The following is a 24,910-nucleotide window of genomic DNA, read 5'->3' as shown; positions in this document are numbered from 1 at the left end:
AGGAAGGTGGGGCATGGGTTCCGAGGGGGAGAGGGCGCGCTCCGCACAATTGCATTGAAGGCGCCGTGGTAGCCGTGAAGGCCGGCTGTCGGTCCGTGATGCCGGAGCTGATGCGTCGCGCGCGGTGGCTGGTGGATGTTGGGCCGGAGGTGGGTGATCACGGCGGGCGCGCTTTGAAGCGGGAAACACGGCAGTGACGATCGAGCATGACATGTGCGCGGTTGTGCAGGCAGCCTGGGTCATTGATGTCGGGCCTGGCGCAGGGGTTGCGTGCGGCCCCAATTGTGGCGAAGGGAACGCCGCAACAGGTGGCTCGCGCAAAAGGTAGCAGGATCGCGCCCGTCGTTACGCACCGGCTAGGGCGGGGCGGGTGAGACGGGGGCGTAGCCGGGGCTGTACTCCTACTTCAGCACGCCACACCGCTCATCCTCAGGCACGCCGCCAGCGGCCATCAGCAGCAATCGATCCTGCACTGTTGGCTCCTGCACGCCCGCGAGGAATTGCTCCAGATAGCTCAATGGCTGCAGTGGCCACTGCAGCGTAGCCTGCAGGTGGAAGATCGCAGGCGCCCGTCGCCCCGCGCCAAGTGGCAGCCTGATCAACAGAAGGAACTGCTGCCTCTCCACGTAGAGGACGGGCACACCCCTGCACTGGACCTGGAAAGAAGACGCTGCGTTCGGCACATCTGTGAACTCGAAACCGTCCCGTGCCCGCGCCTCTGCGAAACGGAGCGCGTGACGGCGCAGCGTCCAGAACGCCTCATCGGATACGCCCCGGTACGCGAGGATCTCTGGCTCTTCAGGCTCTGGCCAATGAATCCGTGCTGCAACGACCAGTGCCAGAAAAAGCACCCACATCATCCCCTGGTGCACCTTCACCAGCGGAGTGCGCACAACCAGCGTGCACTTCACCAGAGCAATCCTTCAGTCTGCCGGCTGCAGCCGTTCGCTTGCATGGGCTGCGAGCCCCATACCGGCCATGATCAGCCCTTCCATCACCCGGTCGCCGACGTACTGGTCCGGCTCGCCGTTCTGGCGGGTGCGTTCTGCAGCCAGCAGCACTTCCAGCACCACACGCAAGCCGGTCAGCGAGCAGTCGACATCAGCCAGCGCCATCTGTCGGCCACGCAGCTGATGGCGCTCTGGCCAGGGCTGGCCGTTGGCGGCAACGCCCGAGCCGATGCTGTGCAGCAGCGCGATGAGGGTGTTGGGATCCACGGCAGGCCCGGCCGAGGGCGCCTCGTGGATGGGCTGTGGGGCAGGGGAGTAGGGCGTGGTCATGGCAGGGCTCCTTGCGTGCAGGCAGAAGCCGCCACCGATAAAGGTGGCGGACGATGCGTGGTTCGAAACCCGGTCTACGCTGGAACCGGCAGGCGCAAGGCCTCCACGCACCGCCCGCCATAGCCGGCCGACGGATTGCCAGCCGGCACCACCTGATGGGTGATGCCGGCTGGCAAGCGTTTACTTCAGCGTAGAACCGGGGTTTCGAAGCCCGGCCACCTGTTCAAGGTGGCACAGCAAGGAATACGCCCGGTTGTGCGCGATGCCAATGCAGTAGGGCTGAAGCCGACACCACTTTCAACATTTTCAGAATCGTTGCATACGACGGAGCGACGCTGGAGCCTTGCGCTGCAATGCTATCGGCGGTGTCGGCTGTGCCTGCCTGCGGACTGTCGGCATCCGCCCGGCGGGATCGCGGGCGGGGCGGATGCGACAGGATTGCCAGAGGCCGTCAGGCGTCAGTAGCCTTTCAACGCGACCTTGGTTCGCTCCAGCCAGGCGGCATTATGGATGCGGGCGTGGCGTGACCAATGCTTGGCATCGTCGATGATGCTGGCGAACAGGCTGCGGGCCTGCTCGCGCAGCAGCGTCATGCCCACTCGCCCTTGTGAGGGCTGGCACTATAGTGGGCGACGCGTGGGCCGCCAATGGGGGTTTGTTGATCGGCCGTGACGAATCACGTTAATTGGACCGCATTTTGCGGCATGCCGCGTGGCACTATCCGGTGTTTTAAGGGGCCAACATATGAATTTGCTGGAAGTCGTAGATTCAGCGGTAAAGATCGGCTTGGGCGCCTTCATTGCAGGCGCCTCTGCGCTTTTGCTCTCGCGCTCACAGCACCGACGCGATCTGGATCGCGCGCGTATAGATCGCGAGTTTCAGATGCTAAAAGATGTCGCAGAGCAGACTGAAAGATTCACTCAGGCATCCCTAAGGCACTGGGCTTTGGCTACCGATGCGCATCGGATGCGTCGATTAGCAAAGCCATTGAGTTCGCGCAAAATTGCCAATCTTGGAGAGAGTAACGATGCGTTGTTCAATATTTTCCACGAGCTAACCAGCTCGGAGGCAAAGCTATTGCTGCTTGGCAAACGAGATGCCCGGCAAGCGCTAAGGAGCTATGGCGAAATGGTAATCGCGTTCAGGCGGTCTGCTATGATCGACTCGGAAACAATGTCGGATCCAGAGATTGAAACTTGGCGCGCAAACATCCTAAAGACCAGAGAACGCCTGTTGGATGAATTACATAGTTGCTACCGACAGCTTGGTTCCTAACATTTTAGTAAAGCCAGCGGGTCTGGAGGGGTATGGAGATTCGACTTTGGGTCACTTGTTTGCTGCTCGCATCCGATTGTGCTGCGGTGGAAGCTCTCCGGGCAATTGAGGCGCTAGGAGCCGCCTCGGCCATCACTAGCCGCCATTCGCACGCAATGTTGCAGGTCAGGGACCACCAGGCCATGTCGCAAGGGTCGAACTGACCCTCAGGAGTGAACATGTGCCCACCTTGGAATCCGAAACCGGCCCAAGGGCCGGTTAGATCTATGCGGTCGTGCGGATCAATCTTGATCATGCTGCGAGCTCGTCCTTGTCGGGTGAACGATCAGGCAGGCAAGAGCCAAGCCAGAGCCGCAGCCATTGCCAAGCGGAGGCGACGAACCCAACCACGGCAAATATGGCATTTCGCATAATGTATATTATGTTCTAACGAACCTGGCCGGGCTGGCATAGCACTTGCCTCGACCATCCCAGGAACCACAACCGCCGCAAACCTCGCCCTCCTGGAGCTTCGCTTCGACATCTTTGGGCTGACGGCCCAGCAGCTGAGACAAATCGCGAAATCTGACGTCCCGCCACGCCGCAGTGCCGCCGCAGGCGCTGAACGGCCAGTTGGGTGCCCCGGCCTTCGCTATGAGATCGAGTCTGACGTTTTCAGAAACGTCCTCCTGCCTACATGCTCGATTCCGTCCCCCTCAAGATATAGAGCTCCAGTTACCCCCAAGGGTAGCTCTTGAATCAACTTGCTCATCGAATCAATTGCCGTAACTGTTAGCGACAAACTTCGTTGATTTACGGGCTCTGCTCTAGGGCGGCCATTGCGTGCATCGTCCAGCGTGCGTGGCACTTCATATCTCAGGATGAATTTGTCTCCCACACGAACGCCACGCCCTTGATCAGGAAATCCAACATAGACAGGTCGACCTGACCCATCTTTCATGATTTCTACGACGAAAAACTCTGCTTGCGCATTCATGAATCAGCCCGCCCTTGCTATTCATCAGTCCAGATCTTCGTCGATGATCTTTGCGCCATCAACAGCATATCCATGGCCACCCACGGAAAATCGGGCAGCGCCGGCGATCTCCGCGAAGGCAACGGCGACACCGAAGCTCCCGCCCCACCTGCCGCGCCAGTCGCGCCACCGGCGGCCATACCCGCAGGCGCGTCCCGCCGCGCTGACGTTCAATTCTGAGGGAAGCCCAAGCCCTCAACCCTGCAGAATTCAGCGCCAGATCCGCGACCACCGTGACGCGTCACGTTAATGGCGCCCGCCAACCCGTCACTCGCCAGCGGAGCGCGCACTCGGCTTGCGCGGCACAGGCAGTCCGCGCGTTCCTTGCACTCGCGATTCAAAAATTGCCAGCCGCAACAGGCCACTTGGCTGCACCCACCCTGTGCCGATCCCGACACAACGCTCCAACTTTTCTCGTTTTCGCTTTAGGAAAAGTCTCAAAAATTGAACGTTTTCGATGCTCGACGCGACAGCAGCGCCAGAATGAGTGCCACGCCACTGGGCGCTGACAACACTCCTGCGCATGAACGGATTCCCTGCACCGCGCCGGCTTCGCCTGGCCCTGCTTGATGACCATGACGTCGTCCGCCGCGGCACGGCCTTCCACCTGGGCAACGACAGCCGCTTCGAGATCGTCGCCAGCCACAGTGACAGCCAGGCGTTCGTGCAGGCGCTGCAGCAGCGTCATGCCGATGTGGCCATCATCGACATCACCCTGGCGCCCGGTGATATCAGCGGCACCGAGCTCGTCGAGCACCTGCGGCAGGCATTGCCGAGGGTAACGCTGCTGGGTTTTGCCGGACAGACCTCGGTGGCGATCATCAACCACCTGCTGGATGCCGGAATCAGCGGTTTTGTCGGCAAATCCGAGCCGTTGATTGAACTGTCCGACGCGGTCGTACGCGTGTCCCAAGGGCTCTGCCGCATTCCGCCGTCGTGCAAGCTGCTGACGCCCTGCGATGCACTTAGCCGCAACGAGCGCGAGGTCATCCGGCTGGTCCTGGATGGGCTGACCGTCTCGGAGATCGCCTTGCATCGCCACCGCAGCATCAAGACCGTCAGCACGCAGAAGATTGCCGCGCTGCGCAAGCTGGGGTTGCGCAATGACGCGGAGATCTTCGCGATACGGCAGCAGTTGGAGGCGCTGTGACCGCGCTGTTCAAGCGTGGCCGCAGGTTCATGCTGCTGGCACTGTTTACCCTGCTTCCCTGTACGTCCGCAGGCGACATCCAGCACGGAAAATGGACAGCGGGGCGCGTGGTCCGGGTGGCCGCGGCCCCCACGCTGCACCCTGTGCCCGAAGATGCTGCCGACCCCGAGGTGCTGCAGACGCTGGCGCATGGCTATGCCGCGCTCGTGGCCCGCCATTCCGGCCTGACCTTCGTCGAAGTCCCTTTTCCCAGCACCCTCGCCGCGATGACCGCCGTCTGTGAGGGGCGGGCCGATCTTGTGCTGGCGATGGGTGCTGACGATGGGGCACGCCTGCCCTGCCCCAGCCTGGCGCCCTCGCGCAGTTTTCCTGGCGGTGCCAGCGTGCTTGCCGGCCGTATTGGCGAGCGCTTGCCGCGGCGGGTTGCCGATCTCGGCACGCTGCGCATCGCTGCTGTTGAAGGAGGCCCCTACCCGGTGTGGCTGGCACAGCACCACCCTGCGGTGCCTGTGCTGCCGCACCCCAGCATGCGGGCGGCATTGGCTGCCGTGGATGCCGGCATTGCCGACGTTGCGATCGGGCTGGAATCCACTGCAGGTGCGATAGCACGACGTCACTTCTCCCACAGCCTGCGGTTGCAGACAGTGGATGCCGATCTTTCGACCCAGCTGCATCTGCTTGCCCGGCGCGAAGACCAGGCGCTGCTTGATCGTATCGAGGCGGCACTGGATGACATCACCATCGAAGAGCATGCCCAGTTGCTGCAGCGCTGGGCGCGGCAGACGCTGCCGGCCGCGCTCGGCCAGAAGGTGCGCGAAGGCCTCGATGGCACCGTGCTCTGGCTGTTGCCAGCCGCAGCCCTGCTGCTGGCATTCCCGTTGCTGGCTGCACGCAGGCTGCGCCAGCAGCAGGGTCTTGATCAGAAGCAGGCGCAGATGACGGGCATGATCAGCCATGAGGTGCGCAATTCCGCACAGGCCGTCATGGCGTCGATCGACCTGCTGGGCCAGGCGCCACTGCCAGCCGGTCAACGCGAACTGGTAGCCGCTGCGGCCACCGCCAGCCAGACATTGCGCGGATTGCTCAACCGCACGCTGGACTTCTCCCGCCTGGCCAGCGGCACTTTCCGGCCAAAGCTGGTGCCCTGCAACGTCCCTGCGATCTGCACGCAGGCGCTGCAGGCCATTACGCCCCTCGCGCAGAAGAAGGCGCTCAGCCTGCAGCTCTGTGCACCGCAGGCGCCGTTCCCGATGCTGGCAACGGACCCGGACTGCCTGCGCCAGCTGCTCGACAACCTGCTCGGCAATGCCGTCAAGTTCACCGACGTAGGCGGCGTTGAACTGCGCCTGCAGCTGGATGCGCCCACGAAGAACGCATCACTGTTGATAGAGGTCATCGACAGTGGCATCGGCATCGCGCCAGCGCAGATGAGCGCCCTGTTCGAGCCCTTCCGGCAGGCCGATGCAGGCAGGCAGCGCGGTGGCAGCGGCCTGGGCCTTTCCATCTGTCGCACGTTGGCCGAGGCCATGGGCGGCACCCTGGATGTCCATAGCGTGCATGGCCGTGGCAGCCGCTTCATTCTTCGCCTGCCCGTGCAGCAGGTGCAGGAAGATGCGCCGGCCACTGCCGCTGCGTCCGCCCTGCCCCGGCTGGCCGGCACGCGCATCCTGCTGGTGGAGGATCACGCGCTGACCCGGCAGGTCATTGCCGCCCAGTTGCGGCGCTGGGGCGCGACGGTGCAGGAGGCTGCCAATGCCGAAGATGCCTTGGCGACCCAGATGCAGGCGCCCTGCCCGCTGGTGATGCTGGACATCGGTCTGCCGGGAATGGATGGCTACGCGCTGGCCCGGCAATTGCGGCTGCATGAAGCAGAGGGCGCGCCGCGCGCCCGGCTGATCGCGCTTTCCGCCTTCACTGGCGACGATCACACGATGCGCTGCCAGGTTGCCGGCATCGACGCGGTATTGCTCAAGCCGTTGCAGGCCGATGCGCTGCTGCAGGCGCTGGACCAGCCTGTGCCCGGCCGTGCCTTCGAAAACACTGCCCGCGAACTGGTGGCCGCCTACGAAGAAGATATCGATCGCGAGCTGCAATGCCTGCACGAAGCGATCGCTCGTTGCGATGCCGCGCAGCTGCGCCATCATGCGCATCGCCTGCAGGGCGTGCTGCAGATGCTCAACGCGGGCGGCATGGAGGCACGCGCCGGCGAGCTATGGGAGCTGGGCGATCGCGTGCCGCCCGGCTGGGACGATACGCGCCAGCTGCTGGCCGAGCTGCAGTCGTGGCGCGGCTCCCGGGCTGCGGGAGCCGCGCCGTCGCCCTGAATCAGGCGGCGTTGCGGCCTGCCTGGCGGCGGGTCAGGTCGTTGAAGCGACCCAGCGAGATCAGGTGCTGGTGGATCAGCGCCAACCAGCCGTTGCGGTGCCATTCGATGACGGTCGCATCCGGCAGCGCAATGAACTTCTCGACGTCGACCACGAAGAAGCCGTTGAGGTTGAACTCGCGACCATCGGGCAGGCGCACGGTTGCATTGCGCTCGACCAGCAGGCCGTTGTCGACCAGTGCCTTGGAGAAGGCCTGGGTCTGCTCGTGCTCGCGGGTGAACTGGCCGCAGAACTCAAGCGCCTGCTGCACCATCTCGGTGGCCTTGCCATCGACGAACAGCGGCTGGCCTTCTTCGCCGCCACGGACGATGCGCGGGCTGTCTTCGTCGATGCCGAGCAGGAAGTCATTGTCCGCGCCGGTGTCGATGAAGATGAAGGGATGGCGGCGCAGGTAGGCCGGGATGTAGGTCTCGTCGTCCCACAGGCCATCGGTGATGAACAGGTTGTCGGTGGTCACGCCCACGGCGGCCATCGGCACCGCGCTCGGGCCTGCGAACAGGATCGGGAAGTGGTGCAGCGCCAGCGAGAATTCGCCCAGCACCAGCGGGATGGAGTTGCTGCTGGCAGCGAACTCGAGCTTGCCCGGCAGGATGCGCAGATCGGCGTGCAGGTCTGCCTGCAGCGGCACCGGGCGGGTGTAGAACAGGGGCGCGCTGCTCGGCGCAGCTTCGGTGGTGGTGTCGCTGGTGGTGGTCATCGTGGAAACCATGTCGATCATGCGCGCCTGCCATCCCGGGCGCGCCAGCGGGAACAACCTGAATCCCGCATTATCAACAAGGCAGGTGACAACGGCCACCCCGCCGCCGACTTATTTCAGCTGCAACGGGTAGCGCTGCCACAGTACGTGGACCAGGAAGCCGGCCAGTTCGGTGTCGCGCGCACTGACCGCTGCGCGGATCTTGTCCAGCAGGACCATGTCGCTGCAATGCCGCACATCGGCGTGGTTGGCCTGGCCAGCGCGCCGTGCCCGATAGCGTGCAGCCCGCTGTGCGTCGCTCATTGCGTACCCGAACTTGGGCGGCCGACCGCGTTTGCGCGGCAGGGTCAGCTCCAGGGTTCCGGGATCATTGTCATCACGCATGGGCAGGGTGCGGGCGGCGGCAAGCAACGGGGGGTGCGCAATTTATCGTGAGGCATCACTTTAATCCAGCTTTTTCTGCAGTTTTGTTGCAATGCAGTGCAAGTGCGTCGTGCACGACGGGCACACATCCACGCATGGCGTGGATAAGTCCCCCGCCAATACGTAAAAAGGGAGCCCGCGAACGGGCTCCCCTGCTCTTTCCTTACGAAGCACGCACGGGCTCGTAGCCATGCAGGTGCGATTCGCTGCTGGCGCGTCCCTGGCTCAGCGAACGCAGCGAAGTCGTGTAACCGACCAGTTGCGCCAGCGGCGCGAACCCGCTGACTTCGGCGCGACCGTCCTGGTCGTCGATGCGGGCAACGCGTCCATGGCGGCGATTCAGATCGCCCACCACGTCCCCCACCGAGGCCGACGGTGAATGCACCGTCACCGCCATTACCGGTTCCAGCAGCTGCGTACCGCTGGCCGCCAGCGCGGCCTTGATGCCCTCGCTGCCGGCCCGATGGAACGCCATCTCCGACGAATCCTTCGCGTGGGTCTGGCCATCCACCAGGCTGACTTCGATGCCGACTACCGGATGGCCCTGCGGGCCTTCCGACAACGCAGCACGAACTCCCTTCTCCACCGCAGCGATGAAGTTGCGCGGCACCACGCCACCGACGATGCGGTCATTGAACACAACCTCGCCGTCGTCGCGCGGCACCACATCCAGCACCACGTGCGCGAACTGGCCCTGGCCACCGGTCTGCTTGACCAGACGGCCCACGACGCCTTCAACGGCACGCTGCGGCGTCTCCTGGTAAGCCACGCGTGGCGCGCCAATGCCGATGTCCAGCTTCCATTCGCTGCGCAGGCGCTCGACCATCACTTCCAGGTGCAGCTCGCCCATGCCCCAGGCCAGGGTTTCACCGGTGTCGCGATCGGTTTCCACCCGGAACGAGGGATCTTCCTGGGCCAGGCTGGCCAGACCCTGCGCCAGCCGGATCAGGTCGGCCGCACGTGCAGGCTCCAGCCGCCATGCCAGCACCGGGGCCTGCGCCTGGATGCTCTCCAGAAGCAGCGGCTGCCCTCGCCCGCTCAGCGTTTCACCGCTGACCGCATCCTTCCAGCCCAGCACCGCCACGATGTCGCCAGCCACGGCCTGCCCGATGTCCTGGGTCTGGTCGGCCTGCACGCGCACCAGCCGGCTGATGCGACGCCCTTGCGGGTGCTGCGAGCTGGCCACGTTGTCGCCTACCTTCAAGGTGCCCGAGTACAGCCGCACGAAGCTCAACGCACCGTGCTGCTGGTGGGTGATCTTGAACAGCAGGCCAGCCAGCGGACCGTCCGGGTCCGGCGGCAGCAGGACGTCGCCGCCCTCGCCTTCGGCAGTGACCGCAGGACGATCCAGCGGCGACGGCAGGTAATCGACCACCGCATCCAGCAACGGTTCGATGCCCTTGTCCTTGAAGGCGGCGCCGGCCAGCACCGGCACGCCAGCACCCGCGAGCGTCACGCGGCGGATCGCGGCGCGCAGCATCGCGGCGTCGATGTCACGGCCTTCCAGCCATGCCGTTGCCAGCACATCGTCGTGGTCGGCTATGGCTTCGACCAGCGCATTGCGCTGCGGCCGCCACTGCGCGCGCTCGGCTTCGCTCCAGTCCGTCACCGTCGCCGCACCTCCGTCCTGCCACTGCAGCACGCGGCCATCGACCAGGTCGACCCAGCCGTGGAAGTCGCCCTCACTGCCCAACGGCACGCCCAGCGCCCACGGTCGCGCGCGCAGCTTGTCCTGCAGCTGCTCCAGCACGCGCTCGAAAGAAGCGCCGATGCGATCCATCTTGTTGACGAACGCAATCAACGGCACGCCATGCCGGCGCGCCTGGCGCCACACGGTTTCCGATTGCGGCTGCACGCCGTCCACGGCCGAGAACACGGCCACGGCACCGTCGAGCACGCGCAGCGAGCGCTCGACCTCGATGGCGAAGTCGATGTGGCCGGGTGTGTCGATCAGGGTCAGCTGGTGCAGCGGCAGATCGCGTGGCGCCCACTGTGCGTGCACGGCGGCCGCACCGATGGTGATGCCACGTTCGCGTTCGATCGCCGAGAAGTCGGTGGTCGCGTTGCCGTCGTGCACTTCGCCGACGCGGTGGATCTCGCCGGTCTTCCACAGAAGGCGTTCGGTAAGCGTGGTTTTGCCGGCGTCGATGTGGGCAATGATGCCGAGGTTGCGAAGACGCGACAGCGTCTGGGTGTTGGTGTTCATGAGAAAGGTTCCTGCTGGGCCAACTTCGGGGGCCGCACACGCTGGTTGGCAACGGCGTGTGCGGCTAGCGTTCGGTCTCGGCGATCTGGTGCATGGCACGTTCTCCTTGCGGTGGAGCGGGTTGAGGGGTGGGGGCGGAAACGAAAAGAGCGCCCCGGAGGGCGCTCTGTGGATGGTCCAGCGAAGGCCGCGATCAGCGACCTCGTAGGGCTCCAGGCAGACACGCCCGTTCCGCGCTTGCGCGGGTCAGGGTGAAAAACTTCAGGAGCGGCATCCGGTTCATGCGGCGCATTCTAGACCTGTCAATCTGGCGCGCAAGTGAATATTGCGCACATGGATGGAACGATGAGCCCCAAAGTAGAGCCACCCCATGGGTGGCTGCAACCCAGGTCGTCAGGCGCATTACTTGCAGTCGTGCAGCCGGCGGGCATCGCCCACGGTCGCCGCGTGCTGCTCAACGGTCGACACCCAGCCCTTCAGCGACATGGCCGGATCGTTGCCCTGCTTGCGCGGACCGCCATGGATCAGCACTTCGGTCCAGCTGCCGGTCGGCGCCAGTTCGGCCAGGCGTGCGGCCTGGTCCTCGTCGGTACTGAAGGTGTCGTCAGGCGAGGAGGGTTTTGCGTTGTTGACCGTCGCCTGCTTGCGTACGCGCACACGCAGGGCGCCATCCGGCATGCGCTGGGTGGCCACCTCGTAGCGCTCCACGCCGTAGGCCCACTTTGATTCGCCGGGGCGACGTGTCTCAGTGCCGTCATCGGCAACCTCGACCGACTCGCCGGTGACCGCGCCCAGCGCGGCAATGCCGCCGAAGCCAGCCATCATCGCCTCGTAGGCCACCATCTGCCGCTGTTCGACCGACAGCTTGCTGGCGTCCGGCTTCATGCCAGGCAGGTTGAGATAGGCCGCTTTCTTGCACAACAGCAGCACACGCTTGTCCTCCCAGGCCATGCCGATCTCACCATTGCCGAAGTACTCGGTGGTGAACGATGAAACCACGGCACCCTCGCCGGTCGAATGCCGCGTCTCGATCAGCGACGCCTGCTCGGATGCAGTCATCAGCGAGACCTTGCTGGTCGCAGCGGCGCTTGCGGCGCCGAAAACGCCGATCAAGGCGAAAAACAGCGCGCAACGCGGGCGGGAGAGATTCATCAGGCCATTCCTTTGCAAAAAATCGAGCCGCACATGATACGCGGCACAGCCTGGCGTGCCCTCTTCGCCTCAGGTAACCACCACCAACGGCACACCGCGGCGCGGATGCTGCAGCACCACCACGTCCTGCTGGTAGACGCGCTGCAGGTTGGCCTCGGTCAGCACCTCCGATGGCGTGCCGTCAGCGGCCACCCTGCCCTGCTCCAGCAGCACGATGCGATCGGAGTACCCGGCTGCCAGATTGAGGTCATGCAGGACCACGATCACGCAGGCGCCCGCTTCGGCGCAGGCACGCACGCTGCGCAGGGTGCGCTCCTGGTGGCGCAGATCCAGCGCAGCCGTGGGCTCATCCAGCAGCAGCAAGGGCGTGTCCTGTGCCAGCACGCGGGCGAAGGTGGTCCGCGCCGATTCACCGCCCGACAGCTGCTGCACTTCGCGCAGGCGAAGTGCCTGCAGTTCGGCGGCGTCGATCGCGCGTTCCACCTGCGCATCGTCCGCCTGCGGGTCCGGTGGATGCGGCAGGCGCCCCATTGCCACGACTTCTTCCACGCTGAAGGCGAAGCGCACGCCGTGCTCCTGCGGCATCACCGCACGCTCGCGTGCCAGCGGCCCGGCTTTGTAGTCGCGCAGCGGACGTCCGTGCAGATGCACGTCGCCACCGTCTGCGCGCAGATCGCCGGCCGCCACGCCCAGCAGGGTGGACTTGCCGGCACCATTGGGCCCCACCAGCGCCGTCACCGTGCGCGGCTGGAACGCAAGGGTGATGCCATGCAGGATCTCGCGCTGCTGGCGGCGCACCACCACGTCGCGCAATTGCAGAAAAGCGCTCATGCGGCTGCCTTGCGACGCTGCTGCAGCACCAGCCACAGGAAGAACGGCGCGCCCAGCGCGGCGGAGAACAGGCCCAGTGGAATCTCGGCAGGCGGGTCCAATGTGCGCGCAGCGGTGTCGGCCACCACGATCAGCAGCGCCCCCAACAGCCCCGACAACGGCAGCAGCCAGCGATGGCCGGGACCAACCAGCAAACGTGCCACGTGCGGCACCACCAGGCCGACAAAGCTGATCGAACCGGCGAACGCGACCGCAGCACCGACCAGCAGCGCACTGAACGCCACCAGCAGGCGTCGCGTACGCGCCACATCCAGCCCCAGGTGCTGAGCCTGACGCTCACCCAGCGCCAGCATGTCCAGCGGCGTGGCCAGGCGCTGCAGCGCGAACGCACCGATGGCAAACAGCGGCAGCACCGCCACCACATCAGCCCAGTTCGCCCGCRCCAACGAACCCATCTGCCAGAACACCAGCGATTGCAGCTCGCTTTCGTTGGCGATGTAGGTCAGGAAACCGATCAGTGCAGAGCAAAATGCCGCCATCGCAATACCCACCAGCAACAGCGTGGCATTGCCGCTGCCCTTGCCCGGCCGTGCCAGCGCGTAGGTCAACCCGATCGCGGCAGCACCGCCTCCGAATGCCGCCACCGGCACCAGCCAGCCGGCTGCGCCTGCCGCACCGAGCACGATCGCCGCCACCGCGCCCAACGCAGCGCCCTGGCTGACGCCGACGATGCCCGGATCGGCCAGTGGATTGCCGAACAGTCCCTGCAGGCTGGCGCCGGCCATCGCCAGCGCCGCCCCCACCATGGCCCCCAGCAGCGCACGCGGAATGCGCAGCTGCCACACCACGGCCAGGTCACGGCTGCTGACCGATTGCGGATCCAGCAGGCCCAGCTTCACCGCCAGTGCCTGCATCACTTCCAGCGGTGGCAAGCGCAGCGGCCCCACGGCGAACGACGCCAGCACCGCGCCCAGCAGCGCGAGCAGCGCAATCAACAACATCGTCCGCCCACGACGGCGGCGTCGATCCGCAGGGCTCATGCCTTCGGCAGCGCCGCCAGCGCTTGCGCCAGGGCCAATGCGCCCGCACCGGAACCGATGCTGGCGTACTTCAACTGTGCATCCGGCATCACCCAGACCCGGTTGGCCTGTCCGGCCGGGGTCTGCTTCAGCGTCGGGTACGCCTTCCACAGGCCTTCGGCACCACCGAACAGCTGCAGGTCGTGCTCGGTCACCAGGATCACTTCCGGTGCCGCCGCGACCACGCCTTCGTTGCTCAGCTGCGAATAGTTGGCCACGCCGGCCTCGGTGCCGATGTTCAGGCCGCCGGCCAGTGCGATCAGCTTGGCCGATGCGCTGTCGGCACCGGCCACGGTCGGCGAGCCGCCCGCACCCGTCGCGGACACATGAATCACCCGCGGCGCATGCCCCAGGCCCTTGCCGATGGCAGCGGCCTCATCCAGCTGGCGCTGCACCTGCGTGGCCAGGGTCTGCCCTGCATCGCCCACGCCAAGCACGGCGGCGATCTTGCGCACCTTGTCCGGCGCCGGCTGCAGGTCGTCGATCACCACCGCGGGCTCGCCCACTTCGCGCAGCTTCTTAGCCAGTTCGGTGTGGCGACGCAGGCTGTTGCCGATGAACAGCGACCCTTGCAGGCTCAGCACGCCTTCCACGCCGGTTGTGCGGTTGAACAGGAACTGATGCGGCGCAGCCAGGCCGGCCTGGGTGGTGGTGTTGGTCGGCGCGGCGAATACCTGCTTGCCCAGCCCCAGCGCTTCGATCACCGCAATGATGTCGTCACCGCCGGCAATGATCCGGCTGGTGTCATCCACCTCAACACTGGCGCCATCGTCGGACTGCACCTTGGTCGGCAGCAGCACCTGCTGCCCCGGCAGGGTCGGCACGTCATTGCCCGCCACGCGCTGCCAGCCTGCGGGCAACGCCCCAGCCTCGGCGGTGGCAGCAGTTGGCGCAGCGGCCCCGGAACTGCTCGGCGACGGCGGCGCCTTGTCGCCACAGGCGGCCAGCACCAATGAAACGGCAATCGGGAGCGCGCACTGGCGCAGGCGGGAAGCGATGTTCATGCAGGTTCTCCTTGCTGGCAGGGCGGCGGGGTGCCGCCCTGCCCTGTGGCTTACGGCTGGCGCAGGCTGATGCGGGTGATGCGGTCACCCTTCGGATCTTCAGCGCCACGCGACTTGTTCACGGCGAAGACATTGCCCTTGCCATCGGCGCGGACGTGATTGGGGAAGGTGCCGCCATCGAGGTTGCCGACCACCTTGCCATCACGGTCGACGGCAGTGACGGTGCCGGCACCGCGATTGGTGACGTAGGCCAGGCCACTCTTCGCATCGAAGGCCACGTTCAGTGCACCGGCGCCGACCGGCACGTCGTGCACGACCTTGCCGCTTGCCACGTCGACGATCAGCAGGTTGTCGGTGCCCTGCGAGGCCACGTAGAGGCGGTTGCGCTCGGCATCGAAGGCAACGCCCGAAGCGCTGATCGAATTGCCCAGATCGATGACCTTGTCGACCTTGCCGCTGGCCACATCGATCACCGCCGCTTCCGGCGTACCGATGCTGACCGTGAACAGCTTGCCGCTGGGCTCATCCAGCACCAGGCTCATCGGCACGAACTTCTCATCGTCCACGCCCGAGGCCAGGGTGATCGGCTCCAGTGCCTTCAGCGTCTTCGCATCGAACACCGACAAATGGTCCTCACCGGCGGCCGAGGCGAACACTTTGCCGTGCGTGCTGTCGACCACCACGTCGCGGGCGTGCGGCACGGCGCCGACCGGGAACTGGTGGACCAGCGACAGATCCGCCTGGCGATAGACGGCCACGGTGTCCTGGCGGGTGTTGCTGACCCAGACGTTGCCATTGGCATCATCCACGCCCACGCCGTACACCGCGAACACGGCACCGTTGGTGCTGCCCGGCACCTGCGCCGGGGTGATGGCCTTGGTCACCTTCAGCGACTTCGGGTCCAGCTTCAGCAGCTGCGACTGGGTGACCGGCGGGCGACCGACGGCCGAGGTGACGAACACTGCGTTGCTGGCGGCGCTGTAGGCCGACTGGTACAGGCCCGGCACCAGCTTGTTGGACTGGGTGGCGAACTGCGCCTGGCCCGACAGCGGCAACTGCGGCGACACGCGCAGCTTCAGCACGGTTGCGGCGGCCGGCTGGCTGGCGCGCACCACCACCGGGTGGGTGCCCGGCACCGCGTCGGCCGGAATGGCCAGCTGGGTCTTGAAGTTGCCATCGGCATCGACCACCACCGGCTGGATGTTGAGCACGGTATCGCCGCGCAGCAGGCTGACCTGCTGGCCCGGCACGAAGCCGCGGCCAGTGACATCGGCGGTGCTGCCGGGAACCACGTTCTCACCGCGTGAGACAACCTGGCCCTTGAAGGTGGCGCTGGCCGGCTGGTCGAACACCGGCTGCGCGGTGGCGGTCACTGCCAGCAGCAGGCCGGCAGCCAGGGAAGTGAGACGGAAAGACGGACGGAACGACATGGAAGGCTCCTTGCACACGTAGGCCGCGCCTCGTGGCGCGGGATTCATCGGTTGCCTTGGCCGCTGCACATCGACAGTCCGCCTGGGTAGTGGGGTCGCACGGCATGGCCATGCGAGGGATTCATTCGGCGGCGTTGTCACCACCGGTTGGCTGGCCGTCACCGGCGCTGCGATCGGTCACGCCGTACAGCTCATGCAGGGCTGCGTGGAAGGACGCCGGCAGCATTGGGCCGTGACCAAGGCCGGGGAACTCGCGGTACTGCACGCTCAGCCCCGGCACCTGGCCCAGGCGTTCGGACAGCTGCATTGCCGCATCCGGGGTGGCACCACCAATGCGTCGCAGATGCGCGACCACGCGCGGATTGCTCATATCACGCTTGCCGCGGTCGCCGACGCGCTCGGCGCCGCCGAGCATCAGCCACACCTTCGCGTGCTGACCGTGTGCGTTCTGCACGAACTGCTGCTCGACGTCGCCCAGCGGCGCGCCCTGGCTCCACCACAACGACGGACTGGCGCTGAGGTAGTACTGGAAGGCCGCCGGACGGGTGTACAGGCTGCTGAGCACGAACAGACCGCCCAACGAGTGGCCCCACAGCGCCTGCTGCTGGTGATCGATAGTGGCGCGGCGCTCGACTTCAGGCTTGATGCGGCGCTCGATCATGTCCAGGAACGCCGCTGCCCCGCCGCCAACGGCCTGGGTCTTGCCGCTTTCATCATCGGCGCGATCGATCCACGCGGTGTAGTCGCGGGTGCGCGCGGCCGAATCGATGCGTAGATCGTTGTCATAGCCGATCAGCACCAACACCGGCGGCGCCTTGCGTGCAGCCAGCTCGGCCAGCAGCGGCTGGTCCAGCACCATTGCCACGGCGTTGCCGTCCAGCGCGTACAGCACCGGCGCCGGGGTCTTCGAGGCCTTGGCCGGGATCGCGACATTCACCCGCCAGCGGCGTTGCTGGTCGGGGCTGTCGATCACGAAACGCTCGAAGCGGTAGCTGACCGCCGGCTCATCGAGCACGGTCTGGCCCATCTTCTGCAGCGGATTGCGTTGCTGCGCGTATGCGTACGGGGTAGCCAGGAGCAGGCCCATCATCAAGGCGGCCAGGCCGGATACCAGCGGGCCACGGCGCGGTGGCAGGACGGAAGACTTCATCAGTGACGGCGAAAGCGGCACACGGCCACCGGTTCACAAGGGACCGCAGTCTACCTTAAACGCGAATGATTATCACATCGATCAAACGTCACACTGTGTATCACGCGCGCGCCAGCGCTTGCGCCGGAAGTCCGTGTTCATCTACTTTTCCCGCCATCGGGGCGCAGGAATCGCCCCGCCTCCGCGGGTGCCTGCCCGGCCCCTGCCCATCAGCTCCACAACCCCCGTGGGATCGGATCCCATGATTGTGAGAACACCTTGAAGCACAAAGTACTGATCGCACTTGCCGTTGGCCTCCTCGCTCCGCTGGCCGGCCACGCCGCGCCAAGCCTTGCCGGGCTGTATTCGGCCTATGAAGAGGCTGGCTATTCCTCTCTCGGGCTGGAAGAGCTCAACCAGACCGTGCAGTTCACGGCGGTAAGCCTGGGCGCCTCCAGCAACCTGCAGGGCGAGCCGATCCTGGAAGCCGGCGACGAAGATGGCCAGGTATTGGCCCGCCTGACCGCTTCCGATGACGAGCAGAACGCCAAGCTCGCAGCGATGGAGGAAGGCGTCTCCTTCACCGCCAGCTGCACGCTGCAGTTCAGCTCGGGATCGGATTACCTGGCGTTGGGTGACTGCGTTCTGCAGTAAGCAGCTCGGCACCACTGACAGCAGCGCAGAAACGACGAAGCCGGCTCAGAGCCGGCTTCGTTGCATGAGGCGACGTTGGCGACCTCAGGGGCCAGTAGGCACAGGGCCGTACGGGTTGTCCTGCGGCGTGCCTGGCAGCAGCGCAAAGATCAGGATCACCAGGCCACCACCCGGCACCAGGGCCAGCAGATACAGCCAGCCGGACTGGCCGCAGTCATGCAGGCGGCGCACAGTCACTGCGATAAGCGGCACGATCGTGGCCAGCCAGAGCAGACCCACCAGCGCCAGTGCCCCGATCGTGATTCCGGCCATCCAGCTGGAATCGGCGTCCAGGACGAGGCCAGCCACAAGCGCCACCGTCAGCGCGATCAAGCCCACCGCAGTTCCCGCCAGCAACAGGAACAGCTGGAACATCCAGTACTCGCGGCGGTTGGCGCGGCCCTCGAACTGGGCGTAGCGCTTCAACGGCAGAATCATTTCCTGCACGGCATCGTTCCTTGAAAAACGGGGCCGCGCAGTCTGCCAAATGCGCACAGGCAGGGCAATGAGAAGCCCTGCATGAAGCGAACCGGACTATCCGCCCTTCGCTGCCCTCGCCGCCTCGCGCTCAGCGCGCAGCCGGTCCAGCTTTTCCTTCAGCTTGATCTCCAGCCCGCGCGGCACCGGGTTGTAGTACACCCGTTCGCCCATTGCATCGGGGAAGCCGGTCTGGTCCAGCGCGATGCCGCCCTCGGCGTCGTGGTCGTACTGATACTCGGCGCCGTAGCCCAGCTCCTTCATCAGTTTGGTCGGCGCATTGCGCAGGTGCAGCGGCACTTCTTCGGTTCCGCTGTCGCGCACATCGGCCTTGGCCTGGTTGAAGGCGGCATAGCCGGCATTCGACTTGGCGGTGCTGGCCAGGTACAGCACCAGCTGGGCGAAGGCGAGCTCGCCTTCCGGGCTGCCCAGCYGTTCGTAGATGTCCCATGCCTCCAGCGCCATGCTCTGCGCGCGCGGGTCGGCCAGGCCGATGTCTTCGATGGCCATGCGGGTCAGTCGACGTGCCAGATACGACGGATCACAGCCGCCATCAAGCATGCGCGTGAGCCAGTACAGCGCAGCGTCTGGATTGGAGCTGCGCACGGATTTGTGCAGCGCAGAGATCTGGTCGTAGAACTGCTCGCCGCCCTTGTCGAAGCGACGGGTACGGTCAGCCAGCACCTGGGTGAGGGTCTGCGGGGTGATGCGACCACCCTCCCCGCCCGCCAGTTCGGCAGCGATTTCCAGCAGGGTCAGCGCACGACGCACGTCACCATCGGCCGCAGTGGCGATCTCCAGCAGCAGCTCCGGCGCAACCTCGATATGTTCCTCGCCGAGGCCACGCTCACGATCGCCCAACGCACGTTCCAGTGCTTCAACGATGTCGGTCGGCGATACGCCTTCCAGCACGTGCACGCGGCAACGCGACAGCAGCGCGGAGTTCAGCTCGAACGACGGGTTCTCGGTGGTGGCGCCGACGAACAGGATGGTGCCGCGCTCGATATGCGGCAGGAACGCATCCTGCTGTGCCTTGTTGAAACGGTGCACTTCGTCGACGAACAGCACGGTACGACGGCCTTCGGCGAAGCGCTGCGCCGCCTCGGCCAGCACCTGGCGCACCTCCGGCAGGCCGGACAGCACTGCGGAAATGGCACGGAATTCGGCGTCGGAGTATTCAGCCAGCAGCAACGCCAGCGTGGTCTTGCCGCAGCCCGGCGGCCCCCACAGGATCATCGAATGCACGCGCCCGGATTCAACCGCGCGGCGCAGCGCGCTCTCCGGCGCGAGCAGACGCTTCTGCCCGACCATTTCGTCCAGGGTGCGGGGGCGCATGCGCTCGGCCAGCGGGCGCATGTGTTCCCGATCGACACTCAGCAGATCGGGTCCGGGGAATGAAGTGGAGCGATGTCTTGGCACGTGCTCATTGTACCGCGAGAGCGTGCCAACCAAGGGTCAGGTACCGGTAGTGCCGGCCGGCGGGGTGAAGCGGAAGGTGTTGGCGGCGAAGCTGGGGTTGCGCTTCCAGCCACTGAAGCTGATCACGGTGCGCTGGCCCACGGCATCGGTGATCTCCATCTTCGCCAGGCCCTGCGCATTGAAGCCCAGCGCGGCGTACTGGAAGCTGGCTTCGGTATCGCGCTTCGGCGACAGCGACAGCCACTGCAGGCCATCGCGCTGTGCAGCCTCTTCACTTACGTCGTACTGCTGCTCCAGCAGCGCCGGGTTGATCAGCGCGGTCAGCGGGCTGTTCTGCTCTTCCTTGCCCTGCTCGCGCACGGTCGCCTGTTCCAGGTCCGGCTCGAACATCCACACCTTCTTGCCGTCGGCCACGATCAGCTGTTCATGCGGGCGCACGTATTCCCAGCGGAACAGGCGCGGCGCCGACAAGGCAACGCGGCCGCTGGTGGATTCCTTGACCTTGCCGCGGCTGTCGAACACCTGCTGGCTGAACTGCCCATCCAGACCCTTCAGGCCGGTGGTGAAGGTCTTCAGGTCATCACGGGCGCCGGCCCAGGCGCTGCCGGCGGCGGCGCAGGCCACGGCCAGGGTGGTGGTGGCGAGGAAACGACGGAGGCGAAGGTTCATGCAGGAATCCTGTGGGCGCGCGGCCAGGAAAGTTGGGTGCCAGTGTGCCCGGCGAAAGATGAATGGGCGATCAGGACGCCATTATGACGCCCTGATCGCTGATCGGCGATTCAGCCGCCAGCGGCCGGCAGCTTGCCGTACAGCACCTGGCCACGGAAGCCGCGGCGTACCTCGCGGAACAGTGCTCGGAACGCGGCATAGTCCTGCGGCTGGCACAGCGCCTCGGCGCCGCGCACCGCGTTCTGCTGCAGGCGGTGATGCACGGTCACTTCCTGGCCCTGCCGGCTCCAGTCGACCCGGTACTCGCCGGCCGCATTGGCAAACCGCTGGCTGCGCGGAATCGCGATGATCGGGGCATTGGCCGGGAACTGCAGGCGATAGGTTTCCTCGCGCAGGCTGGCATTGCAGTAGAACGGCGTCTCGTTGTCCGGTGCCGAGGCGCTGGCATACAGCCCGCGTACCGATTCACCACCGGGCGGATCGGGCACGGCCATGCCGCCGGCCACATCGAAGTCCACGTAGTCCTCGGCCTGGAAGGCCATGCGATAGCCAAACGGCCGGGTCAGGTCGACCGGCACACCCTGCAGCTGCAGCTGGCCGCGGCCATCGAAACCGGACGCGGCCATGATCGATTCTTCAGCGCGCGCCCGGTTCTGTGCATTGAGCTGGGCGAACTGCGCGCGCATGCCGATCTCGGCGTTGTCGCTCAGCTGCGGCACCGTCTCGCCACGCAGGTTGCCCTGCGCGTCGAAGGTGAAGCGCACCTCCATCACCGTGGCGTTGCGCTGCGGATCATTGGCCGGCGTGCGCGCCAGGGTGGCATCGCGGGTGTGCAGCACCGGCGCACCGAGGTCGCCATCGGGCAGCTGGCCGAAGCGCGCCCAGGCACTGGTCGAATCCAGGTACAGGTCGAACTCGGGCACGTAGGTAATGGCGTGGTTGAAGCGGCCCAGCAGCGGAATCTTCGGCAGCGTCGGGCCGCCACCGGCACCGATCAGCACCGGCGAACTGGTGATGCCCTTGGCCGCCAGCAGCGCCTCGAGGATCGTTACGTGGTCCTTGCAGTCGCCATAGTGGTTGTCGAGGATGCTCTGCGCACTGTTCGGCTCCAGGCCGCCATTGCCCAGGTACACCGCCACGTAGCGGATGTTCTGCGCCACCCAGCGGTACAGCGCATCGGCCTGCGCGCGACGGTCGCTGATGCCGCCGGTGACTTCATCGGCCAGCGCCTGGATCTCCGGGGTGACCTGTGCGGCCGGCCCTGCTTTCAGTTGGTAGGCGCGGCCCATCTGCGCCCAGTCGCGATAGGTGCTGGCCATGATGTTCGGCCCGAACTCCCACACCGCCGCCGACCAGTTCTGCGCCTGCATCGGCTCGCGGCGCTGGTAGCGCCAGCGCCATTGCGCCTGGCCGTTCTTCACCACCGGTCGGTCACTGCCCTGCACGCCACGGCTGTCCACGAACATGGGCAGATTGGCCGGCGCGCTGAGGGTCACTTCGGCATCGTCGTACTGGGTGAACACATTGAAGGTTTCCCACAGGCCGAAGTAGCCTGGGAAATAGGGCGTCAACTGGGTCCGGCGCACCTGGTAGAACAGCCGCGTGCCCGGCGCAAGGTTCGGGAACACGATCACCCGGACCTTGCGGTCGGCATACATCGCCGCCGAGGCACTGGAATAGCTTTCCTGGGTGTAGATGCGGTCGGCCGGCACTTCGCGGCGCTGGCCGTCGGCGGTCAGCGTATAAGCGTTGACCACATCCAGCGTTTCCATCTTCTCGCTGTAGCTCAACCGCACCTGGCTGAACTGCTCCACCGCTGCCTTGGTCTTGAGCAGGATTTCGTAGGTTTCAGTCTGCACGTTGCCGGCATCGGCGCGCACCTGGTAGTCGGCGCGATAACGTACAAAGCTGAAGTTGTTGCTGGCCTCGGCATCGCTGCCGGTGGACGGCGGCGCGACTGCGGGTACAGCCGTCGCGGCGGCGTCGGCCAGCGCCGGGCCGGCTGCCAGCAGGCAGGCAAGCGCCAGCGCGCAGGAAACGGGTTGAAGCATGCGTCGGTTCCTTGGACGTCGGGAGTGCGGCAGGGCTTGGCTTACTTCGGCGGCGGCGGTGCCAGCACCGTGCGGTCGCCGTTGTGCTCGGGCGGACTGACCACGCCGGCCGCTTCCATGGCCTCGATCAGTCGCGCCGCGCGGTTGTAGCCGATCTTCAGGCGACGCTGCACGCCGGAAATCGACGCGCGGCGGGTCTCGGTGACCACGCGCAGCGCTTCGTCGTACAACGGGTCGGACTCATCGCCGCCGCCGGAACTGGTCTCCGGCAGGCCGGTCGCACCGACCACCACGCCATCGCCCATCGTCTGTACTTCGTCCAGCACGCCGTCGACATAGTCGGCCGGCCCCATTGCCTTGAGGTGCTCGACCACGCGATGCACTTCCTCATCGGACACGAAGGCGCCGTGCACACGCTCGGGCATCGCCGTGCCCGGCGGCAGGTACAGCATGTCGCCGTGACCGAGCAGCGTCTCGGCGCCGGACTGGTCGAGGATGGTGCGCGAATCGATCTTCGAGCTGACCTGGAAGGCGATGCGGGTGGGGATGTTGGCCTTGATCAGGCCGGTGATGACATCCACCGACGGGCGCTGGGTGGCCAGGATCAGGTGGATGCCGGCSGCACGYGCCTTCTGSGCSAGKCGCGCGATCAGCTCTTCGACCTTCTTGCCGACGATCATCATCATGTCGGCAAATTCGTCGATGAAGATGACGATGAACGGCAGCGTCTCCAGCGGGCGCGGCGCCTCGCCCAGCTCCGGGTTCGGCTTGAACAGCGGGTCCATCATCGGCTGGCCGGCGTCCTGGGCGTCCTTCACCTTCTTGTTGAAGCCAGCCAGGTTGCGCACGCCCACCGCGCTCATCAGCTTGTAGCGGCGCTCCATCTCAGCCACGCACCAGCGCAGGCCGTTGGCAGCCTCCTTCATGTCGGTGACCACCGGCGCCAGCAGGTGCGGAATGCCCTGGTAGACGCTCAGTTCGAGCATCTTCGGGTCGATCATCAGCATCCGCAGGTCTTTCGGCGACGCCTTGAACAGCAGGCTCAACACCATCGCATTGACCGCCACCGACTTGCCCGAACCGGTGGTACCGGCCACCAGCAGGTGCGGCATGCGCGCCAGGTCGGCCACGGTCGAGCGGCCGGCGATGTCCTTGCCCAACGCGAGGGTCAGCGAACTGGCCGACTTGTCGTACTCCTTCGAGCGCAGCAGTTCGGACAGGTAGATCATCTCGCGGGTGACGTTGGGGATTTCCAGGCCGATCACCGACTTGCCCGGGATCACATCGACCACACGCACCGACTTGACCGACAGGCCGCGGGCGATGTCCTTGTCCAGCGAACTGATCTGGCTGACCTTGATGCCGGGGGCCGGCTCGATCTCGAAGCGGGTGATGACCGGGCCGGGGTTGGCGCCGACCACCTGTGCATCGATGCGGAAATCCTTGAGCTTGAACTCGATCTGCCGCGACAGCGCGTCGAGGGTGTCCTTGTCATAGCCCACGGGCTGCGGCTTGGGATCATCCAGCAGGGCCAACGGCGGCAGGTCCGAGCCGTCGCCATTGACGCCGCGGAACATCGGGATCTGGTTGTCGCGCTTGGCCCGGTCGCTCTTTTCGATCACCGGCTCCGGGCGCGGCTCGATCTTCACCGGCTCGCGCTTGGCGCGCACTTCGGCATCGGCCTTGCGCACTTCCTGGCGCTCCTCGCGCAGGACGCGGGTCTGCTGCCACTCGGTGGCCTGTTCCTTCTTGCGCTCCAGCAACGGCGCCAGCGACATCACGCCGCGACCGATCTTCTCCATCACTACGAACCAGGACAGGCCCGTGGCCAGAGTGATCGAGGCCAGCAGCAACACCAGCACGAACAGGTTCGCCCCCAGCGCACCAAAGCCCACGCTGAGCGAATTGCCAACCAGCTTGCCGAGGATGCCGCCGGCACTGGAAACATCGCCACTGAACAGGCGCACGTGCAGGAAGCCGGTGCCGGCGATCAGGAAGCCGACCAGGCCGACCAGCCGCAACGCGGGGTCCAGATCGTTCTCGCCCTTGCTCTCGCGCTTGAGGCCGAACATCGCAATCCAGGCCAGCGCACCCAGCACCACCGGCAGCAGGAAGGCGATATAGCCGAACAGCTGCAGCAGCACGTCGGCGATCCACGCGCCCGCGCGGCCGCCCATGTTGTGTACCGGTGCGACAACGCTGCCGGTGTGTGACCAGCCCGGATCCGTCGCTGAATAGGTGAAAAGGCTGGCAGCCAGATACAGCAGCGCTGGCGCGATGGCGATCAGACCCAGGTCGCGCCACAGGCGCTGACGGCGTGGATTGTCGGTCGTGGCCGCTGCCGCCGAGCGACGCGATGCCTTTTTGTCGTCGGACTTGGAGCGTTCGGGGACCTGCTTCGCCACCTTAGACCATACCTTTGGAATGCGCTGTTAGTGTTTGATAATAAACGAGACGGCGTCAGTTTTCAGTTATCCGTTGCCGCACGGGCAGGGACAATGCCTGAAACCGCCCATGGATGACGGCGTTCTGTTCATCGGCTTGAA

Annotated in this window: 21 protein-coding genes and 1 pseudogene; 5 read left to right on the top strand and 17 right to left on the bottom strand. The window is 65.7% G+C overall.

Annotated elements, in window-relative coordinates:
- Window positions 1–175: 175 nt before the first annotated feature.
- Window positions 176–374: pseudogene (locus AB4Y98_RS00900) on the top strand (hypothetical protein); the annotation flags it as partial.
- A 27-nt stretch (window positions 375–401) separates the two neighbouring features.
- Here the strand turns inward: AB4Y98_RS00900 and AB4Y98_RS00895 are convergent.
- The 3 genes from AB4Y98_RS00895 to AB4Y98_RS00885 form a co-directional block, all read right to left on the bottom strand.
- Window positions 402–911, bottom strand: coding sequence for a hypothetical protein (locus tag AB4Y98_RS00895; RefSeq protein ID WP_442243528.1), 510 nt, complete (start codon window positions 909–911; stop codon window positions 402–404).
- Between the two features lie 12 nt (window positions 912–923).
- Window positions 924–1,280, bottom strand: coding sequence for a hypothetical protein (locus tag AB4Y98_RS00890; RefSeq protein WP_442243527.1), 357 nt, complete (start codon window positions 1,278–1,280; stop codon window positions 924–926).
- A gap of 458 nt (window positions 1,281–1,738) precedes the next feature.
- Window positions 1,739–1,873, bottom strand: coding sequence for a hypothetical protein (locus AB4Y98_RS00885; protein WP_442243693.1), 135 nt, complete (start codon window positions 1,871–1,873; stop codon window positions 1,739–1,741).
- 151 nt (window positions 1,874–2,024) lie between these two features.
- Here AB4Y98_RS00885 and AB4Y98_RS00880 point away from each other — a divergent pair, with 151 nt between their 5' ends.
- The 3 genes from AB4Y98_RS00880 to AB4Y98_RS00870 all read left to right on the top strand — a co-directional run bounded on the left by AB4Y98_RS00880 (window position 2,025) and on the right by AB4Y98_RS00870 (window position 7,044).
- Window positions 2,025–2,555, top strand: coding sequence for a hypothetical protein (locus tag AB4Y98_RS00880; protein ID WP_442243526.1), 531 nt, complete (start codon window positions 2,025–2,027; stop codon window positions 2,553–2,555).
- A 1,538-nt stretch (window positions 2,556–4,093) separates the two neighbouring features.
- Window positions 4,094–4,720 carry a response regulator transcription factor gene (locus AB4Y98_RS00875; RefSeq protein ID WP_033831073.1) on the top strand — a complete coding sequence of 209 codons (627 nt, stop codon included), beginning with the start codon at window positions 4,094–4,096 and terminating at the stop codon, window positions 4,718–4,720.
- Window positions 4,717–7,044, top strand: a complete 2,328-nt coding sequence (locus AB4Y98_RS00870) for an ATP-binding protein (protein WP_442243525.1) — start codon at window positions 4,717–4,719, stop codon at window positions 7,042–7,044. Before AB4Y98_RS00875 ends, AB4Y98_RS00870 begins: the two co-directional genes overlap by 4 nt.
- Window position 7,045: 1 nt before the next feature.
- On the opposite strand, the gene AB4Y98_RS00865 is transcribed toward AB4Y98_RS00870, so the two are convergent.
- From AB4Y98_RS00865 to AB4Y98_RS00825, 9 genes are all read right to left on the bottom strand, one after another.
- On the bottom strand, window positions 7,046–7,801 hold the full coding sequence (locus tag AB4Y98_RS00865; RefSeq protein ID WP_442243689.1) for a SapC family protein: 756 nt from the start codon (window positions 7,799–7,801) through the stop codon (window positions 7,046–7,048).
- Between the two features lie 111 nt (window positions 7,802–7,912).
- Entirely contained in the window at window positions 7,913–8,185 is a 273-nt protein-coding gene (locus tag AB4Y98_RS00860) for a hypothetical protein (RefSeq protein WP_025877210.1), read from the bottom strand.
- A gap of 202 nt (window positions 8,186–8,387) precedes the next feature.
- Window positions 8,388–10,430 (bottom strand): elongation factor G, encoded by a 2,043-nt coding sequence (fusA, locus tag AB4Y98_RS00855; RefSeq protein ID WP_442243524.1) that lies wholly within the window; start codon window positions 10,428–10,430, stop codon window positions 8,388–8,390.
- Between the two features lie 402 nt (window positions 10,431–10,832).
- Window positions 10,833–11,582, bottom strand: coding sequence for a hypothetical protein (locus AB4Y98_RS00850; RefSeq protein ID WP_442243523.1), 750 nt, complete (start codon window positions 11,580–11,582; stop codon window positions 10,833–10,835).
- A 69-nt stretch (window positions 11,583–11,651) separates the two neighbouring features.
- Window positions 11,652–12,413, bottom strand: coding sequence for a heme ABC transporter ATP-binding protein (locus AB4Y98_RS00845; protein WP_442243522.1), 762 nt, complete (start codon window positions 12,411–12,413; stop codon window positions 11,652–11,654).
- Entirely contained in the window at window positions 12,410–13,453 is a 1,044-nt protein-coding gene (locus AB4Y98_RS00840) for a FecCD family ABC transporter permease (protein ID WP_442243521.1), read from the bottom strand. The genes AB4Y98_RS00845 and AB4Y98_RS00840 overlap by 4 nt, the downstream gene beginning before the upstream one ends.
- Window positions 13,450–14,496, bottom strand: coding sequence for a heme/hemin ABC transporter substrate-binding protein (locus AB4Y98_RS00835; protein WP_442243520.1), 1,047 nt, complete (start codon window positions 14,494–14,496; stop codon window positions 13,450–13,452). The genes AB4Y98_RS00840 and AB4Y98_RS00835 overlap by 4 nt, the downstream gene beginning before the upstream one ends.
- A gap of 50 nt (window positions 14,497–14,546) precedes the next feature.
- On the bottom strand, window positions 14,547–15,926 hold the full coding sequence (locus AB4Y98_RS00830) for a YncE family protein (RefSeq protein ID WP_442243519.1): 1,380 nt from the start codon (window positions 15,924–15,926) through the stop codon (window positions 14,547–14,549).
- Window positions 15,927–16,047: 121 nt separating this feature from the next.
- Window positions 16,048–17,076: an alpha/beta hydrolase gene (locus tag AB4Y98_RS00825; protein WP_363733210.1), complete on the bottom strand. Its 1,029-nt coding sequence runs from the start codon at window positions 17,074–17,076 to the stop codon at window positions 16,048–16,050.
- Between the two features lie 258 nt (window positions 17,077–17,334).
- On the opposite strand from AB4Y98_RS00825, the gene AB4Y98_RS00820 reads away from it, so the two are divergent.
- A complete protein-coding gene (locus AB4Y98_RS00820; RefSeq protein ID WP_363733208.1) occupies window positions 17,335–17,709 on the top strand; it encodes a hypothetical protein in 375 nt (124 codons plus the stop codon).
- A gap of 84 nt (window positions 17,710–17,793) precedes the next feature.
- Here AB4Y98_RS00820 and AB4Y98_RS00815 read toward each other — a convergent pair whose 3' ends face one another.
- From AB4Y98_RS00815 to AB4Y98_RS00795, 5 genes are all read right to left on the bottom strand, one after another.
- Window positions 17,794–18,195 (bottom strand): DUF805 domain-containing protein, encoded by a 402-nt coding sequence (locus tag AB4Y98_RS00815; protein ID WP_180167028.1) that lies wholly within the window; start codon window positions 18,193–18,195, stop codon window positions 17,794–17,796.
- Between the two features lie 87 nt (window positions 18,196–18,282).
- Window positions 18,283–19,581, bottom strand: coding sequence for a replication-associated recombination protein A (locus tag AB4Y98_RS00810; protein ID WP_442243518.1), 1,299 nt, complete (start codon window positions 19,579–19,581; stop codon window positions 18,283–18,285).
- A 99-nt stretch (window positions 19,582–19,680) separates the two neighbouring features.
- Window positions 19,681–20,313: an outer membrane lipoprotein chaperone LolA gene (lolA, locus tag AB4Y98_RS00805; protein ID WP_312786704.1), complete on the bottom strand. Its 633-nt coding sequence runs from the start codon at window positions 20,311–20,313 to the stop codon at window positions 19,681–19,683.
- 110 nt (window positions 20,314–20,423) lie between these two features.
- Complete coding sequence (locus AB4Y98_RS00800; protein ID WP_033831063.1) at window positions 20,424–22,364, bottom strand: DUF3857 domain-containing protein; 1,941 nt, start codon at window positions 22,362–22,364, stop codon at window positions 20,424–20,426.
- A gap of 41 nt (window positions 22,365–22,405) precedes the next feature.
- The gene (locus tag AB4Y98_RS00795; protein WP_032974812.1) at window positions 22,406–24,769 is read right to left on the bottom strand and encodes a DNA translocase FtsK; all 2,364 of its coding nucleotides are present in this window, start codon (window positions 24,767–24,769) and stop codon (window positions 22,406–22,408) included.
- Between the last annotated feature and the right edge of the window lie 141 nt (window positions 24,770–24,910).

This window comes from Stenotrophomonas sp. 2YAF26, assembly GCF_052114625.1.
Lineage (GTDB): Bacteria > Pseudomonadota > Gammaproteobacteria > Xanthomonadales > Xanthomonadaceae > Stenotrophomonas > Stenotrophomonas indicatrix.
Note: the sequence above shows the minus strand (reverse complement) of the source record. Positions and strands in the feature narration are given on the sequence as shown.